Annotated in this window: 19 protein-coding genes and 2 tRNA genes; 10 read left to right on the plus strand and 11 right to left on the minus strand. The window is 62.3% G+C overall.

Annotation, left to right across the window (positions count from 1 at the left end):
- Position 1 precedes the first annotated feature (1 nt).
- From modC to csrA, 3 genes are all read left to right on the plus strand, one after another.
- Entirely contained in the window at positions 2-1,093 is a 1,092-nt protein-coding gene (gene modC / locus PPL01S_RS14150) for a molybdenum ABC transporter ATP-binding protein (RefSeq protein WP_016391549.1), read from the plus strand.
- A gap of 57 nt (positions 1,094-1,150) precedes the next feature.
- Positions 1,151-2,173, plus strand: coding sequence for a DNA topoisomerase IB (locus tag PPL01S_RS14155; RefSeq protein ID WP_016391550.1), 1,023 nt, complete (start codon positions 1,151-1,153; stop codon positions 2,171-2,173).
- Between the two features lie 252 nt (positions 2,174-2,425).
- A complete protein-coding gene (csrA, locus tag PPL01S_RS14160; RefSeq protein WP_008089330.1) occupies positions 2,426-2,623 on the plus strand; it encodes a carbon storage regulator CsrA in 198 nt (65 codons plus the stop codon).
- 69 nt (positions 2,624-2,692) lie between these two features.
- Here the strand turns inward: csrA and PPL01S_RS14165 are convergent, their stop codons facing one another.
- The 4 genes from PPL01S_RS14165 to PPL01S_RS14180 all read right to left on the minus strand — a co-directional run bounded on the left by PPL01S_RS14165 (position 2,693) and on the right by PPL01S_RS14180 (position 6,037).
- Positions 2,693-3,046: a response regulator gene (locus PPL01S_RS14165; RefSeq protein ID WP_016391551.1), complete on the minus strand. Its 354-nt coding sequence runs from the start codon at positions 3,044-3,046 to the stop codon at positions 2,693-2,695.
- A 12-nt stretch (positions 3,047-3,058) separates the two neighbouring features.
- Complete coding sequence (locus PPL01S_RS14170) at positions 3,059-4,504, minus strand: ATPase domain-containing protein (protein ID WP_028625809.1); 1,446 nt, start codon at positions 4,502-4,504, stop codon at positions 3,059-3,061.
- 5 nt (positions 4,505-4,509) lie between these two features.
- Positions 4,510-5,670 carry a two-component system sensor histidine kinase NtrB gene (locus PPL01S_RS14175; RefSeq protein WP_028625808.1) on the minus strand — a complete coding sequence of 387 codons (1,161 nt, stop codon included), beginning with the start codon at positions 5,668-5,670 and terminating at the stop codon, positions 4,510-4,512.
- Positions 5,671-5,749: 79 nt separating this feature from the next.
- Positions 5,750-6,037, minus strand: coding sequence for a hypothetical protein (locus PPL01S_RS14180; protein ID WP_028625807.1), 288 nt, complete (start codon positions 6,035-6,037; stop codon positions 5,750-5,752).
- Between the two features lie 203 nt (positions 6,038-6,240).
- Between PPL01S_RS14180 and PPL01S_RS14185 the strand changes: the two genes are divergently transcribed.
- A tRNA-Leu gene (locus PPL01S_RS14185) sits at positions 6,241-6,325 on the plus strand.
- A 102-nt stretch (positions 6,326-6,427) separates the two neighbouring features.
- Entirely contained in the window at positions 6,428-6,841 is a 414-nt protein-coding gene (locus PPL01S_RS14190) for a DoxX family protein (protein WP_028625806.1), read from the plus strand.
- A gap of 1 nt (position 6,842) precedes the next feature.
- Here the strand turns inward: PPL01S_RS14190 and PPL01S_RS14195 are convergent, their stop codons facing one another.
- The 6 genes from PPL01S_RS14195 to sohB form a co-directional block, all read right to left on the minus strand.
- On the minus strand, positions 6,843-7,034 hold the full coding sequence (locus tag PPL01S_RS14195; protein WP_028625805.1) for a hypothetical protein: 192 nt from the start codon (positions 7,032-7,034) through the stop codon (positions 6,843-6,845).
- Between the two features lie 366 nt (positions 7,035-7,400).
- On the minus strand, positions 7,401-7,583 hold the full coding sequence (locus PPL01S_RS14200; protein WP_016391557.1) for a hypothetical protein: 183 nt from the start codon (positions 7,581-7,583) through the stop codon (positions 7,401-7,403).
- 193 nt (positions 7,584-7,776) lie between these two features.
- A complete protein-coding gene (locus PPL01S_RS14205; RefSeq protein ID WP_016391558.1) occupies positions 7,777-7,980 on the minus strand; it encodes a PLD nuclease N-terminal domain-containing protein in 204 nt (67 codons plus the stop codon).
- 312 nt (positions 7,981-8,292) lie between these two features.
- Entirely contained in the window at positions 8,293-8,979 is a 687-nt protein-coding gene (locus PPL01S_RS14210; protein ID WP_016392511.1) for a type 1 glutamine amidotransferase domain-containing protein, read from the minus strand.
- Positions 8,980-9,233: 254 nt separating this feature from the next.
- Positions 9,234-9,307: transfer RNA gene (locus tag PPL01S_RS14215), tRNA-Cys, on the minus strand.
- Positions 9,308-9,458: 151 nt separating this feature from the next.
- A complete protein-coding gene (sohB, locus tag PPL01S_RS14220) occupies positions 9,459-10,478 on the minus strand; it encodes a protease SohB (protein WP_016392512.1) in 1,020 nt (339 codons plus the stop codon).
- A gap of 197 nt (positions 10,479-10,675) precedes the next feature.
- On the opposite strand from sohB, the gene PPL01S_RS14225 reads away from it, so the two are divergent.
- The 4 genes from PPL01S_RS14225 (at position 10,676) to PPL01S_RS14240 (ending at position 13,801) form a co-directional block, all read left to right on the plus strand.
- Positions 10,676-11,386, plus strand: coding sequence for a histidine phosphatase family protein (locus PPL01S_RS14225; protein WP_016392513.1), 711 nt, complete (start codon positions 10,676-10,678; stop codon positions 11,384-11,386).
- A gap of 55 nt (positions 11,387-11,441) precedes the next feature.
- The gene (locus tag PPL01S_RS14230; protein WP_016392514.1) at positions 11,442-11,759 is read left to right on the plus strand and encodes an SCP2 sterol-binding domain-containing protein; all 318 of its coding nucleotides are present in this window, start codon (positions 11,442-11,444) and stop codon (positions 11,757-11,759) included.
- A 183-nt stretch (positions 11,760-11,942) separates the two neighbouring features.
- On the plus strand, positions 11,943-13,010 hold the full coding sequence (locus tag PPL01S_RS14235) for a phosphotransferase family protein (RefSeq protein ID WP_016392515.1): 1,068 nt from the start codon (positions 11,943-11,945) through the stop codon (positions 13,008-13,010).
- 23 nt (positions 13,011-13,033) lie between these two features.
- A complete protein-coding gene (locus PPL01S_RS14240) occupies positions 13,034-13,801 on the plus strand; it encodes an SDR family oxidoreductase (RefSeq protein ID WP_016392516.1) in 768 nt (255 codons plus the stop codon).
- A gap of 45 nt (positions 13,802-13,846) precedes the next feature.
- Here the strand turns inward: PPL01S_RS14240 and PPL01S_RS14245 are convergent, their stop codons facing one another.
- Positions 13,847-14,197, minus strand: a complete 351-nt coding sequence (locus tag PPL01S_RS14245; protein ID WP_028625804.1) for a hypothetical protein — start codon at positions 14,195-14,197, stop codon at positions 13,847-13,849.
- Positions 14,198-14,446: 249 nt separating this feature from the next.
- Between PPL01S_RS14245 and PPL01S_RS14250 the strand changes: the two genes are divergently transcribed.
- Positions 14,447-16,276, plus strand: a complete 1,830-nt coding sequence (locus PPL01S_RS14250) for an SLC13 family permease (protein WP_016392518.1) — start codon at positions 14,447-14,449, stop codon at positions 16,274-16,276.
- Position 16,277: the final 1 nt, after the last annotated feature.

Consider the following 16,277-nt stretch of genomic DNA (forward strand, 5'->3'; position numbering starts at 1 on the left):
AATGAGCAGATCGATTGTGGCGCGCCTGCAACTGGCGCGTGACGACTTCACCCTGGACGTCGACCTGCGCCTGCCCGGTCGCGGCATCAGCGCGCTGTTCGGCCATTCCGGCTCGGGCAAGACCTCGTGCCTGCGCTGTCTGGCCGGGCTGGAGCGAGCCGCCAGTGCCTATATCGAAGTCAACGGCGAGGTCTGGGAAGACACTGCCCGCGGCTACTTCCAGGCGCCGCACCTGCGCCCGGTGGGCTATGTGTTCCAGGAGGCCAGCCTGTTCCCGCACCTGTCGGTGCGCGGCAACCTGGAGTTCGGCTGGCGCCGGATCGCCGCCAGCCAGCGCAAGGTCGGCCTCGACCAGGCTTGCGAACTGCTGGGCATCGAACATCTGCTCGAACGCCGGCCGGCGACCTTGTCCGGCGGCGAGGCGCAGCGCGTCGGTATCGCGCGCGCACTGCTCAGCAGCCCGCGCCTGCTGCTGATGGACGAGCCCCTGGCCGCGCTCGATGCCCCCCGCAAGCGCGAGATCCTGCCGTACCTGGAACGCCTGCACGACGAACTGGACATCCCGCTGGTCTACGTCAGCCATGCCCAGGACGAAGTGGCGCGGCTGGCGGACCATCTGGTGTTGCTGGAACAAGGACGGGCGATGGCCAGCGGGCCGATCGGCGAAACCCTGGCCCGGCTCGACCTGTCGCTGGCCCAGGGAGAGGATGCAGGCGTGGTGTTCGAGGGCCTGGTGGTCGGCCACGACCCGCAGTACGACCTGCTCGACCTGCGCCTGCCCGGCAGCGCCGCCCCCGTGCTGCGCATCGCCCATCCGGCGCGCAGCATGGGCAGTACCTTGCGTATCAAGGTGCAGGCCCGGGACGTCAGCCTGGCCCTGGCGGCGGACAGCACCTCGAGCATCCTCAACCGGCTGCCGGTGCGCGTGCGCGAAGCCCACCCGGCAGACAACCCGGCCCATGTCCTGGTCAGCCTCGACGCCGGCGGCACGGCCTTGCTGGCGCGCATCACGCGCTTCTCCGCAGACCAGCTCGGCCTGCACACAGGCCAGGCCCTGTATGCGCAGATCAAGTCGGTGGCACTGCTGGGCTGAGCATCGGGCGCACGGTTGTTGTCCATTGCTCAGTGACCTTGATGAGGCCAGCCGCCGATGCTCGACTGCACCTTGCCACCCAGCCTGCACTACGTGGACGACAGCCAGCCCGGCCTCAGTCGCCGCCGCTGGCGCGGGCGCTTCATCTACCTCGACGCCCAGGGCGAGCGGGTACGCGACAGCGAGACGCTGGCGCGCATCGCCGCCCTGGTGATCCCGCCCGCCTATACCGACGTGTGGATCTGCGCCGACCCGCAGGGCCATCTGCAAGCCACCGGCCGCGATGCCCGGGGGCGCAAGCAGTATCGCTATCACGCCGATTGGCGTGAACTGCGCGACGAGCACAAGTACGGGCGCATGCTGGCCTTCGCCCAGGCCTTGCCCAGGCTGCGTGCGCAGCTGGAACAGCACCTGGCCCGACCGGGGCATGACCGGGAAAAAGTCATGGCGCTGGTGGTCAGCCTGCTGGATCACACCTTGATCCGCATCGGCAACCAGCGCTACCTGCGCGATAACAAGTCCTATGGACTGACCACCCTGCGCAATCGCCACGTCAAGGTGCAGGGCAGTACCATCCGATTCCAGTTCCGCGGCAAGCGCGGCGTGGAGCACAATGTCACCCTGCGCGACCGGCGCCTGGCGAGCCTGCTCAAGCGCTGCATGGAGCTGCCCGGGCAGGCGCTTTTCCAGTACCTGGACGACGACGGCCAGCGCCACAGCATCGGCTCCAGCGAGATCAACCAGTTCCTGCAGCAACTGACCGGCGCCGACTTCACCGCCAAGGACTACCGCACCTGGGCCGGCAGCAGCCTGGCGTTGAGCCTGCTCAAGCCGCTGGCCTGGGAGCCGGAAAGCGAGGCCAAGCGCCAGGTCAGCAGCATCGTCAAGCAAGTCGCCGAGCGCTTGGGTAACACGCCGGCCGTTTGCAGGCGCTGTTACATCCATCCCGCGGTGCTGGAACATTACGCCCTGGGGCGCCTGGCCGACCTGCCAAGCCGGCGTGTGCGCAAGGGCCTGGACCCTGAAGAGGTGGCGCTGCTACTGTTTCTTCAGGCACTGGAGGAGGCAGGCGCCGATTGACCGCGCCTATTCCGGCCATGATGCAGAGAAATTTCCCATACGCGTCGAACCCCCCTATCCTTGCCGTCGAGCACCTTCGTCGACGCGCCAGTGGCGCGCTGAATCGGCACCTGCAACTAAAGACACACAACAGATTTTCTATTTCGGGGAATTACTATCCGCCGAAAGCGTCTTTAATGAGAAGGAAGAGGGACAGGCTCCCACCGCTGCGGCAATGGCCAGGCGGATTTCTACATCACCAAGGAGAACTACATGCTGATACTCACCCGTAAGGTTGGCGAAAGCATCGTCATAAACGACGACATCAAAGTCACCATTCTGGGCGTCAAAGGGATGCAGGTGAGGATTGGCATCGATGCACCGAAGGATGTCCAGGTGCACCGTGAGGAAATCTTCAAGCGTATCCAGGCTGGCAACCCGGCCCCCGAGAAGCACGACGACCAGCACTGACCGGCCAGCTACAAGTCGCACGGATGCGCTTGAGCGCCCGTAGGGCCTATTCCCGCTGCCACCTGAAAGTCAGGTGTCCAGCAGTTCGCGCACCTTGGCAATCATCTTGTCCATGTCGAAGGGTTTGTCGAACACCGCGGCGAACAGCTCCGGACGTCCTTGGCTGGCCTGGGCGCCGCTCATGAGGATCACCGGCAGGTCGAGCAGTTTCAGCTCCTCCCGAATCTCCCTCACCAGTTCCTCGCCGTTGAGCAGGGGCATCATGTAGTCGGTGATGACCAGCTCCACGCGTTTTTCCGTGAGCGCTTCCAGGGCCTTGCGCCCGTTGCTCGCCTTCTCCACCAGAAAACCTGCGTCCTCCAGGGCAAAACCGAGGATATCGGCGATCAGGTACTCGTCATCGACGATCAGGATGGTATTCATCAATCGACCCCGTCACCCACTTCCCTGGGGTACCGCCGTACCCGAGAGTACACCGCAGGCGCCCTCGAAAACATTGCGCAGGCTGATGCCTTGCGAACCGAAATGGAGTGCGTGCAACGCTGGGTCATGATGGCTGTCACGCACCTTGAGCATCGACAACATGCGCTGCAGTTGCAAGTCCAGCTCGACGAAGCGCATGAGCATGAGGTTGTCGACGATGCTCGACAGGTCCGGCGCTGGCGCGGTGATCTCCGAGCCGAAGATGTCGCGCATCTCCCAGGTAAGCATGACAGTGATGTCGCGCGCCCGCAGTTCCCCGGTCAGTGCCGTGAAAAAGGCATTGAGCCGTGACGGGTCAGCTGCCAGGCGACTGAACGCGCCGAGGCTGTCGATCACCACGCGCTTGCTGCCACAGCGATCGACCTGCTCCAGCAGGCGCGCCCCGACCTGGTCGAGCAAGCCTTCGGTGGTCGGCTGCCAACACAGCTGCAAGGCGCCTTGACGCTCCAGCGCAGCGAAATCGTAGCCCAACGAGGTCGCCTTCAGGCGCAGCCTGTCAGGCGTTTCGTAGAAGCCGAAATGCAGGCCAGGCGCCTCGACGCTGGAAGCGCCGAGAAAGGCCAGGCCCAAGGATGTCTTGCCAATCCCCGAAGGCCCCATCAACAGGCTGGTCGAGCCGGCGGCCAACCCGCCACCGAGCATTTCATCGAGCGTGATGATACCCGTGGTAACCCGCGTGAAGGTGGTGCTGCCCGGCTGGCTGGGGTGGCCATACAGCGCCTCCAGGCGCGGAAAGACATGCATCCCCGCCTCGTCGATCAGGCATTCGTGACGCCCCGACAAGGCCCCGCTGCCACGCGTCTTGCGTAGCTGGATATGGCGCACGGCGCGGCTGCCGATCAATTGTTCGCTTAGTTCGATCACCCCGTCGACCATGGTGTGCTCGGGGCTGCCTTCATCCAGCCGCCCGCTGGTCAGCAGCAACAGGGTGCAGCCGGCAAACGCCGCATGGCCTTGCAGCTCCGAGACGAACTTCTTGGTGTCCAGGGCGGTTTCTGCGCGCACGCGGGCGTTGAGTACCCCATCGACGATCAGCAAGCTGGCCTGCTGCCGGCCGATTTCCTGGCGCAGCAACCTGACCACCGCATCGAGCCCCTCCTGTTCGAGGGTGTCGAAGGCGCTGACGAACTGGATCTGGTCGCCGACCAGCGCCGGGTCGAAGAACTCCAGGGTCGCCAGGTACTGGAACAGCCGCTCATGGGATTCGCTGAGCAGGGTCGCTACCAGCACCCGGCCGCCCTGGTGCACGTGGCCGCACGCCAGCTGGTTGGCAAGAATGGTCTTGCCGGCGCCGGGCGGCCCTTGAATGATGTAGGAAGCCCCCACGACCAGACCGCCCTTGAGCAGCGCATCGAGCCCCGCTATTCCAGTCACCAGTCGCGTGAGTGCTTGTGCCATGATGGCTACCTTTGGAGTTGGCCGTCCGAACCGGGTCGATTGGCCGGCAGGTACAGGCGCATGCGCGTCCCCTTGCCGATTTCGCTCTGCACATCGATTGCGCCACCGCTTTGCTTGGCAAAGCCATAGGCTTGGCTCAGCCCCAGCCCGGTCCCCTTGCCGAAGGGCTTGGTGGTGAAGAATGGCTCGAAGATCCGCGGCAACACCTTCGGATCGATGCCAGGGCCACTGTCGCTCACCTCGAAGCATATGAAGGCACCGCACAAGCCTTCTACCTCACCCGCGAGCTCGACGGCGCTGACCGTCATGCGGATCGTGCCCCGGCCTTCGATGGCATCCCGGGCATTGAACATCAGGTTGAGCAGCACCATCTGCAATTGCCCGACATCCACCTCGAGCAGTGGCAAGTCCGGTTGCAGGTGCTCCTCCAGCGAGATTTCACGAGGTAACGCATGCTCCAGCAAGCCACGGGTCGACGCGAGCAACTGGCTAGGTGCAATCAGGGTGACTTCGAGCTGCCGATGCCGGGCGAACGTCAGCAACTGCTTGGTCAGCTCGGTACCCCGCTGGCCTGCATCGAGGATATGGTCCATCAGGCGCTGCACGCGCACCGGATCCTGGCTCTCGCGCGCCATCCGGGCCGAATTGATGATGATGGTCAGCAGATTGTTGAAGTCATGCGCCAACCCACCGGTCAGTTGGCCCAATGCCTCGAGCTTCTGGGCCTGAAACAGTTGGGCGCGAACGGCATCGAGCTGCAGGGCGGATTCGCGCCGGTCTGTGATGTCACGGGTGACCTTGGCCAGGCCGATGACCTGCCCTTGCTCGTCGTGGATGACATCCAGGGCAGCCAACGCCCAGAATCGTGTGCCGTCCTTGCGTACCCGCCAGCCCTCATCCTGCGCCACTCCCTGCTCCAGAGCTTGCTTGAGCAGGCGCTCGGGGCGACCGTCCAGGCAATCCTCAGGGGTAAAGAACAACGAGAAATGCTGACCGATCACTTCCGCGGCACGGTAGCCCTTGATGCGCTCGGCACCGGCATTCCAGGAGACCACGCGACCGGTGGTGTCGAGCATGTAGATGGCGTAATCCACCACCGATTGCACCAACCGCTCATAGCTGTTGGCGTGCATGACGGGGTGAACAGGGCAGTCGGCTGAAACCATGCAAACTCCACTGGCACAGCAGGAGGGGAAATAGTGAGCTTAGCCGAGGATACACCCGAGGTCGGGCGAGCGCGCAGGCTTATCCAGGCTCACGTTCGACCAGCACCGGGCTGACTCGCCGGGGCATCGCCACTTTTAGCAGCCACAGGCACACCAGCATGATCACCCCGCCACCGCCCAAGGCCATCAGCCGCTGGGATTGCGAGTGCTCGTCGGCGAACCCGAGCATGAACAGGTAACCCCCCAGCGAAGCCAGGCTGATGTACAGAAACACCCCGAGCAGCAAGACGTGGGCGAACAGCACACGCCAGTACCAGCGGGGACGAACGAGACGTCCGTCAGGAGTGGGACGGGAAGCCGAGGACATGGCCAACACTCATTGGATCCAATGAAAGGCGCAACAGTGGCGTAATGACACCTGCGATGTCAATGACCCGCTAAACCGCGCCTTCCTTCCTTTGATCATAGGTGCTGTGGTTGACTCAAATATAACAATGGGTTATAAAGCGCGCTTGATTGTCAGGCCCTTCTGCCTAGAAGCGCGCCGGTCGTCACGACCCTTTCAAGCGTGCGAGTGTGGTGGAATTGGTATACACAGCAGACTTAAAATCTGTCGGCGTGAGCCTTGCGGGTTCGAGTCCCGCCACTCGCACCATTTTCCGAAGAAGGCGCCCAGGTGGCGCCTTTTTGCTGTCTGCCGGAAATTCACCGCACGCCTGCTAGAGTGGAACGTGACTACGTCCACTGGAACGCCACCATGCGCTACTCCCTGTTCGATGGCCAACGCGACATCATCATCCTCATCGCCCGTGTGCTGTTGATGATCCTGTTCATCTTGTCCGGCTGGGCGAAGCTGACCGGTTTCGACGGCACGGTCGGCTACATGACCTCACTGGGCGCCCCTGCCCCCATGTTGGCTGCAGCGGTCGCGGTGATCATGGAATTCTTCGTCGGCATCATCCTGATCCTTGGCTTCTATACGCGTCCCCTGGCCTTCCTGTTCGCCTTGTTCGTGCTGGGCACGGCACTGCTTGGCCATCCCTTCTGGAACATGGTCGACCCGGAACGCGCCGCCAACATGACCCAGTTCCTGAAAAACCTGAGCATCGTCGGCGGCCTGTTGCTGCTGGCCGTGAGCGGCCCTGGGCGGTTCTCGCTGGACGGACGCTGACTCAGTCGTCCGGGTCGTCATGCCAGGCTGGATGATCGTCCTCGTCATCGAAGTCATCCAGCAGCCCTTCGTCTTCCTCGACCTCATCCTCGGCGCCCTGGGCATCGGCCTCGAGCTCCAGGTCGTCGTAGAGGAATTCGTGATCGAGCAGGTGATCGTGCTCGGGCTCGTGCAGGTCGTCTTCGTCGTGCATGGCAGCTCCAGGGAATGTGGCACGCCTGTATAGGCGCATCGTCGGCCAGGGTCAATGCCTTGCGGTTAATGTCGAGTTAACCGATAGCACCTACGCTTGAGTCTCTCCCCTTCAAACGTCGCTTGCCCGCCTTCCTGGCGGGCTTTTTTTCGCCGCCACTGAGTCCGGATGCAGGCATCTTGCTGAACCACACTTGATCAGCGCCTGGGGGCTTTGTCACGGGCTGATACAACTGTTTCAAGCTAGCAATATGCCTTTCACGAACTGATGACAAGCGCTTGGGCACACTGGCCTTGCTCTGACGTTCTTTGAAACCGCCTACTTTTTTGGCGGTTTTTTTTTGCCCTGACGCTGATGGATCAGCAGTTACAGCTTCAGTTGGTTACCGCTGCGAGCGAAATCGGCGCCTTCAGTCGACTCGGCCGCCTGCGAATCCGCGAAATATCCCTTGCGTACCAACTGGCTCGTCTCGTAGGCGCAGTATCCGCCGAGGGTAGATGCCATGGTGATGGCCAAACCGAAAGCCACTACCAATGCCCTGTTGCTCATCATGCTCTCCTGGCAATCGAAAAAAAGTGCCGACCTTACCTAACCAACGCCCTCTTTGCCACCCCTGTTGACGGGTGGTAGGTAAACGCCAACGTGTAATCCAGCTCCACCGCCCTGGACCTTGCGGCAAAAATGAAAAGCCCCGCGCAATGGCAGGGCTTGTTATCAGTTTCGCCGAAAATAGTGTTGTCGATCAGTGAGATGAACCAAGACGGCTGTTGCTGCGAGGGCCAGCCAAAGCCCAGATGATCAGGCCGAGCACCGGAAGAAATGCAACCAGCGCTACCCACAATACTTTCTTCAGGGTTTCGCTATTGCTCCTCACCACATTGATGATCGCCCAGATATCCAGGACAAAAATGATGAAGGCAATGAAGTTGTACAAGATAGAGCCCATCGACACACTCCAGCTGTAATTAAACTACCGGTGAGAATAGCAAAAACCCTGACTCGCATTGCGCTCGCCCGGGGACCGCTCCGGCCAGAGGGAATTGCGTGGGAGCCGGCTTGCCGGCGATCACCGGCGAAGCCGGTGCCATCCTAAGAGGCGCTTGCATCGCCGGCTTGCCGGCTCCCACAACGGCGGCGGCGCATGTACGCCCTTTGTTTTCTATGCGAAAGCGCAGCTTACTTCGCTTGGCCGCGGTCCAACGCCTCGGCCACGGCATTCACGAACACCGCCTGTACATTCAACGGCATGGTGCGCTGGCTACTCGCGCGCAAGCCGCTTGAGCAGTGCCTGGGCCACACCCTCCGACGAGGCAGGGTTCTGCCCGGTGATCAGATGGCCGTCCTCGACCACATGACTCGCCCAGTCCGCAGCCTTGGAATACTCGCCACCTTGGCTTTTGAGCATGTCCTCGACCAGAAACGGCACCACCTGGGTCAGCCCGACGGCGTCTTCCTCGCTGTTGGCGAAACCGGTCACTTGCTTGCCCTTGACCACCGGATGGCCATCCGGTGCATTGACATGCTTGAACACGCCCGGTGCATGGCAGACTGCGGCAATCGGCTTGTTGGATGCGTAAAAAGCTTCCAGCAGCGTCTTCGAATCGTTGTCCTCGGCCAAGTCCCACAGCGGCCCATGGCCACCGGGATAGAACACGGTATCGAAGTCGTACGGGTCGATTTCGCTCAGCGGTACCGTGTCGGCCAGCGCCATCTGCCCTTCGGTGTCAGCGCGAAAACGCCGGGTGGCATCGGTCTGCGCATCGTCCTCGTCGCTCTTCGGGTCCAGAGGTGGCTGGCCGCCCTTGGGCGAGGCCAGGGTGACGTCGGCGTTGGCATCGATGAACACGTAGTAAGGGGCGGCGAACTCTTCCAGCCAAAAGCCGGTCTTCTTGCCGGTATTACCCAACTGATCGTGGGATGTCAGCACCATCAGGATCTTTTTCATCAGAGCCAGTCCTCCAAGTGTGAATGGCAGCGCGCCGTTCGCCCTGCATTACTGTGGGAGGTCGCCGCAGGGCAGACGTTCCCTGTGCCGGCGTGTTTTTAGCCCGTTGCAGACTGGCATTCGGGCGTCGAGGCCATTGCCAAACCTTCCAAATGAGGAAGTCTTGGACTGGTTGTAATTTGTGTTGGGACTTCAGTGTTTTCTGACGCACAAAGAAAAACCCCGCAGACGTTAATCTGCGGGGCTTTCGAATGTGGAGGCCGAGGTCGGAATCGAACCGGCGTAGACGGATTTGCAATCCGGAGCATAACCACTTTGCTACTCGGCCTCAAAGTTCGGATCAAGCGGCTTGCGCTGCTATCTCCTTGAAACACTGAACCTTTTTCAAAGTTCGCTGCGTTTCGATGGGCGCATTATGTCTGCATTCCGCACACCTTGCAACCCCCTGATCAAAAAAAATATTCAAGGGGTTCAAGGGTTTAGCGCAAGCGGCCGAGTTTACTCCACAAACCGACCACGGTGTTCTCTACCGTACCACTGGCCGCCATGCCGATGCGCTCTTGCAAGCTCTTGCGTTCGGCGTAGTGCAGGTGGAACAGGTTGGCATTGCGTGCGCGCTCGCTGAGGTACTCGTCACTGGTCTGCAACTGGTCCACCAGCTTGCGGTTCAGCGCGGCAACGCCCAACCAGACCTCACCGGTGGCCACCTCGTCGATATGCAACTGCGGGCGGTAGCGGGCGACGAAGTCCTTGAACAGCTGGTGGGTGATGTCCAGGTCTTCCTGGAACTTCTCCCGGCCCTTCTCGGTGTTCTCGCCGAACACGGTCAGGGTGCGCTTGTATTCACCGGCAGTCAGCACTTCGAAGTCGATGTCGTGCTTCTTCAGCAGGCGATTGACGTTGGGCAACTGCGCCACCACACCGATCGACCCCAGCACGGCAAACGGCGCACTGACGATCTTCTCGCCGATGCAGGCCATCATGTAGCCGCCACTGGCGGCCACCTTGTCGATGCACACGGTCAGCGGGATGCCAGCCTGGCGGATACGCGCCAGCTGCGAGGCAGCCAGGCCGTAGCTGTGCACCAGGCCGCCGCCGCTTTCCAGGCGCAGCACCACTTCGTCACGGGAGGTGGCGAGGGTCAGCAGCGCGGTGATCTCGTTGCGCAGGCTTTCGGTGGCCGAGGCCTTGATGTCGCCATCGAAGTCGAGCACGAAGACCCGGCCCTTTTCCTCGGCCTTGCCCTTCTTCTGCTGTTTCTCAGCCTTCGCCTGCTGCTTGCGCAAGGCCTTCAGCTGGGCCTTGTCGAGCAAGCCGGACTCCAGCCGCTCGCGCAGCTCCTTGTAGAACTCGTTGAGACGGGTGACCTGCAATTGACCACCGGCCTTGCGCCGCCCTTTGCCGCGCAAACCGGCAATGGCAGACAGCACCACCAGAATGGCGATCACCAGGGTAGCGGTTTTAGCGAGAAAGCTTGCGTATTCGGCAAGAAACTCCACGTTGACTCCTTATGAACCTGCGCCTGTACGACGCGAAACTGTAGCAAGCATACCGATGCTCCGATGACGCTGCCAGCCGGGGCAAAGGCTGGCAACACAGTTCAAACAACCTTTTCAAACGCTTGTATGCTTTTTCGTTGACAGCCCGTCTGGCGCAACCTAACCTCGCAGCAACCTTCAACGGGCCGGACACCTCCGTGGGCAATCTCTACCTTATCCGACATGGCCAAGCTTCCTTCGGTGCCGACGACTATGACGTCCTCTCGCCCGTGGGCATTCGCCAGAGCCAGGCGCTGGGCGAGCACCTGGCACAACTGGGCCTGGGTCTGGACCGTTGCCTGGCGGGCAGCTTGCGACGTCAACAGGATACCGCCCGACTTGCACTTGAAGCGATGCACGTCAGCGGCTGCGCAATACCGCCGATCGAGACCGACCCGGCGTTCAACGAGTTCGATGCCGATGGGGTCATTCGTGCCCTGCTGCCTGGCCTTCTGACCGATGAACCCCAGGCCCGGCACATCCTGCGCAATGGTGCGCAGAACCGCAGCGAGTTCCAGCGCCTGTTCGCCCTGATGGTACAGCGCTGGCACGCAGGCGAGCATGCCGACGACGGCCTTGAGACCTGGCAGGCATTCACTGCAAGGGTCGACGCAGGGTTGCGGCAGTTGCTGGACAGCGCGGGCGGCAGCGACAACATTGCCGTGTTCACCTCTGGCGGTACCATAGCCGCCCTGCTCCACCTGATTACCGGTATCACCCCCAGCCAGGCGTTCACGCTGAACTGGCAGATCATCAACACGTCGCTCAGCCAGCTGAAGTTTCGCGGCCGCGACGTGGCACTGGCTTCCTTCAACAGCCAAGCGCATGTGCAGCTGTTGAAGGTGCCGGAGCTCATCACCTATAGATGAGCCCGGCCTGTTGTGTCCCTGCGGACGCTGATAATTACTTAACAAGGAATACACCATGAGCGATGTAGCTAACGCCGTCGAAGCGATGAAAGCAAAGTTCAATCCCGCCGCCGCTGCCGGCCTGGACCTAGTGTTCGGCTTCGACATCACAGACGAAGGCAAGAAGTACGCGCTGATCGTCAAGGACGGCACCTGCGACCTGCAGGAAGGTGAAAACCCGGATGCCAACTGCACCCTGGTCATGGACAGCGAAACCCTGAAAGGCATCGTCAGCGGCGACACCGACGGCATGCAGGCCTTCATGGGCGGCAAGCTGCGCGTCGAAGGCGACATGATGCTGTCGATGAAGCTCAGCGAGCTGTTCCCTTCCTGAGTGACGGGCAGCGAACGAGATGAAAACCGAAGCCTGACCGGCTTCGGTTTTTTTTTGGCCGTCATTCGATGCGCTGATCGAGCAGCAACACCCACACCTATATGGCCCTTGGCACGCTTGTTCCAATGTGCGCAGACCATTAGATTAGCCAATAGTCCTTGCGCTACAAAATAAGGAAAACGCATGACGCTCACCGACCAGTCCACCCAGGTACGCCCCGGCGAAGAACTCGACGCGGCCGTCATCGATCCTTACCTGAAGGCCCACATTCCAGGCCTGCTCGGCACGCCGAACATCAGCCAGTTCCCCGGCGGCGCGTCGAACCTGACGTATCTCGTGGCCTACCCGGACCGCGAATTTGTCCTGCGCCGCCCGCCCTTCGGGCAGAAAGCCAAGTCTGCCCACGACATGGGCCGCGAGTTTCGCATCCTCAACCAGCTCAACAGCGGTTTCCCCTACTGCCCCAAGGCGTATGTGCATTGCACCGACGAAGCCTTGATCGGCGGCGAGTTCTACGTGATGGAACGGGTCAACGGCATCATCCTGCGCTCGGACATCCCTGCCGAGCTAGGCCTGGATGCCACGCGCACCGAAGCCCTGTGCAAAAGCTTCATCGACCGCCTGGTGGAACTGCACCAGGTCGACTACGACGCCTGTGGCCTGGCCGACCTGGGCAAGCCCGAAGGCTATGTACAGCGCCAGATAGAAGGCTGGACCAGCCGCTACGAGAAGGCCCTGACAGCCGATGCGCCACGCTGGGAAACCGTCATCGCCTGGCTGCGCGAGAAGATGCCCGCCGACCATCCGCGCCCGGGCATCGTGCACAACGACTATCGCTTCGACAACGTCATCCTCGATGCCGACAACCCGATGCGCATCATTGGCGTGCTCGACTGGGAAATGACCACCATCGGTGATCCGCTGATGGACCTGGGCAACAGCCTGGCCTACTGGATCGAGGCGAGCGACCCGGCACCGATGCAACTGATGCGCCGTCAACCCAGCAATGCCCCCGGCATGCTCACCCGCCGCCAGTTCGTCGACTACTACGCCGAGCGCGCCGGCATCCGCCTGGACAATTTCGATTACTACTATTGCTATGGCCTGTTTCGCCTGGCCGGCATCGTCCAGCAGATCTACTACCGCTTCTACCACGGCCAGACCCAGGACAAACGCTTCGCCCAGTTCATCCACATGAACCGGCTGCTGGAGCAGATGAGCCAGCAGGTCATCGCCAGGTCCGCCCTCTGACGACTCACAACAAGGAAAACAGCATGTCCAAGACCCACCTGTTCGACCTCGACGGCAAGATCGCTTTCGTCTCCGGTGCCAGCCGCGGCATCGGCGAGGCCATCGCCCACCTGCTGGCCCAGCAGGGTGCCCATGTGATCGTCTCCAGCCGCAAGCTCGAAGGTTGCCAGCAGGTAGCCGACGCGATCGTCGCCGCCGGCGGCAAGGCCACTGCAGTCGCCTGCCACATTGGTGAAATGGAACAGATCCAGCAGGTGTTCGCGGGCATTCGCGAACAGTTCGGGCGCCTTGACGTGCTGGTCAACAACGCTGCCACCAACCCGCAGTTCTGCAATGTGCTGGACACCGACCTCGGGGCCTTCCAGAAGACTGTCGATGTCAATATCCGCGGCTACTTCTTCATGTCGGTGGAAGCCGGCAAGCTGATGCGCGAGAACGGCGGCGGCAGCATCATCAACGTGGCCTCGATCAACGGTGTCTCGCCTGGCCACTTCCAGGGCATCTACTCGGTGACCAAGGCTGCGGTGATCAACATGACCAAGGTCTTCGCCAAGGAATGCGCGCCGTTCGGCATCCGCTGCAACGCCCTGCTGCCAGGCCTGACCGACACCAGGTTCGCCTCGGCGCTGGTGAAGAACGACGCCATCCTCAACGTCGCCCTGCAGCAGATTCCGCTCAAGCGCGTGGCCGACCCGAAGGAAATGGCCGGCGCCGTGCTGTACCTGGCCAGCGATGCGTCCAGCTACACCACTGGCACCGCGCTCAATGTCGACGGTGGCTATCTGTCCTGACCGAGCCTGCTACCTGCTTCGCGGGGTTAACCCGCGAAGTGGCCCTTACAGACAGGTGGCCGCCGCCGCCCGCCGCTGCAGGGCCACGCCATCGTTTTTCTGCGCATAGTAGTCCACCCGGGTACCACCGCCCTGCGGGTACACATCGACGAACGACTCGGCTTCGCGGGTGTAGACCGTCAGCCCGCCCTGCTTGCGCGGCTCCAGGTAGCCGCCGGCATCGTCCCCGAACACCTCTTCCTTCTGCCAGCTGAACTGGATGCACTGGGCCACCAGCTCCGGCGTCTTTTGCGAATCGAGCTGCACGGTGGGTTTGCCCGCGCGTGCCGCATCCATGGTCGCAGAAGCGCAACCGACCAACACCAGTGCAGCGGCCATCGGCAAAATCGCTCGCATGTTCCATCCTCGGGGCAAAAAAGAAAGCGACTCTAGCACTTCGACGGGCGACGACCAACGCCACCTTGCCGTTCATCGCTGGCGCGTGAAAGTACGGCGCGGCAAGGAAACCAAATGGAGCGATTCCAGTGATAGTGCGCTCAGGGCCGCCCTGCGGCCCTGATGTTCATCAATACCACCTTCACCACGGCCTGCCACACTGACTGCTACTGTCTACTGTGCCCTCGTGTGAAGGAACATCCCCGCCCCATGAACCAGGAACTGCTCTGGGTCCTCGGCCTGCTGGCCGTCGTCGTCGTCCTCTTCGTCATCAACCGTCCGCGCATGGACGTGGTCGCCCTGCTGGTGATCCTCGCCCTGCCCTTGTCGGGCATCCTCACCGTCGAACAGGCCCTGGCCGGTTTCAGCGACCCCAACGTGGTGCTGATCGCCGCCCTGTTCGTGATCGGCGAAGGGCTGGTGCGCACCGGCATCGCCTACCGCATCGGCGAATGGATGAGTGAACGCGCCGGCAACAGCGAAGCACGCTTGCTGGTGTTGCTGATGGTGTCGGTGGCCGGCCTGGGTTCGGTCATGAGTTCGACCGGGGTGGTGGCCATTTTCATTCCGGTGGTCCTGAGCATTGCCGCGCGCCTGAATATTTCCCCCAGTCGGCTGATGATGCCGCTCAGCTTCGCCGGCCTGATCAGCGGCATGCTCAGCCTGGTCGCCACCCCGCCCAACGTCGTGGTGCACAGCGAACTGGTGCGCCACGGCGAGCCAGGCTTCAGCTTCTTCAGTTTCACCCCGTTCGGCCTGGTGGTACTGGCGCTGGGCGTCGGCTACATGCTGCTGACCCGCCACTGGCTCAACGGTGAAGTGCGCAAGGACGGCCGCGCCGAAACCCGTCGCACCCTGCTCGACCTGGTGCTCGACTACAAGCTCAATGGTCGCGAGCGGCGCCTGCGCATCCGCCCGCACTCGCCGCTGATCGGCCATACCCTGGCCGACCTGGAGCTGCGCACCCGGCATGGCGCCAACGTGATCGGCATCGAGCGTCAACACAAGTTCACCACACGGGTGATCGCTGCCGATTCGAGCACCGTGCTGCACCAGAACGACGTGCTGCTGCTCGACCTGTTCGGCAACCGCGACGACTTGCGCACCCTGTGCCAGACCATGCAGCTGGAGCCGCTGCACTTCAAGGCCGCCTACTTCATCGACCAGTCCCAGGAGCTGGGCATGGCCGAGGTTTCCTTGCCACCGGGCTCGCAGCTCAACGGCAAGAGCATCCTTGAGCTTGCGTTTCGTACCCGCTACGACCTCAACGTGGTCGGCCTGCGCCGTGACCAGGCGGCCATCGAGGAACAACTGGTGGAGGAAAAACTGCGCCTGGGAGACACGCTGCTGGTGGTCGGACCCTGGAAGGCGATACGCCAGTTGCAAAGCCAGCCAAAGGACTTCCTGGTCCTGAGCCTGCCTGCCGAGATCGACCAGGTGGCCCCGGCCCGCACCCGCGCGCCCTTCGCACTGATCAGCCTGGCGGTGATGGTCGGCCTGATGGTCAGCGGCGCGGTGCCCAACGTCATCGCCGCGCTGATCGGCTGCCTGCTGATGGGGGCCGGGCGCTGCATCGACATGAACAGCGCCTACCGCGCGATTCATTGGCAAAGCCTGGTGCTGATCGTCGGCATGCTGCCATTCGCCCAGGCCCTGCAGAAGACCGGGGGCATCGACCTGGCGGTCGGCGGCCTGGTCAGCCTGCTGGGTGGCGCCGGGCCGCTGGCCATGCTGGCCTGCCTGTTCATGGTGACCGCGGTGATCGGCCTGTTCATCTCCAACACGGCCACCGCCGTGCTGATGGCCCCGGTGGCGATCAGCACCGCGACACAGCTGGGGTTGTCGCCCTACCCGTTTGCCATGACCGTGGCCCTGGCGGCATCGGCGGCGTTCATGACACCAGTGTCATCACCGGTGAACACCCTGGTACTGGGCCCCGGGCAGTACCGTTTCGCCGACTTCGTCAAGGTGGGTGTGCCGTTCACGTTGCTGGTGATGGTGGTGACCGTGCTGATGGTGCCCTGGTTCTATGGTTTGTAGA

It is taken from the genome of Pseudomonas plecoglossicida NBRC 103162 = DSM 15088 (assembly GCF_000730665.1).
GTDB classification, from domain to species: domain Bacteria; phylum Pseudomonadota; class Gammaproteobacteria; order Pseudomonadales; family Pseudomonadaceae; genus Aquipseudomonas; species Aquipseudomonas plecoglossicida.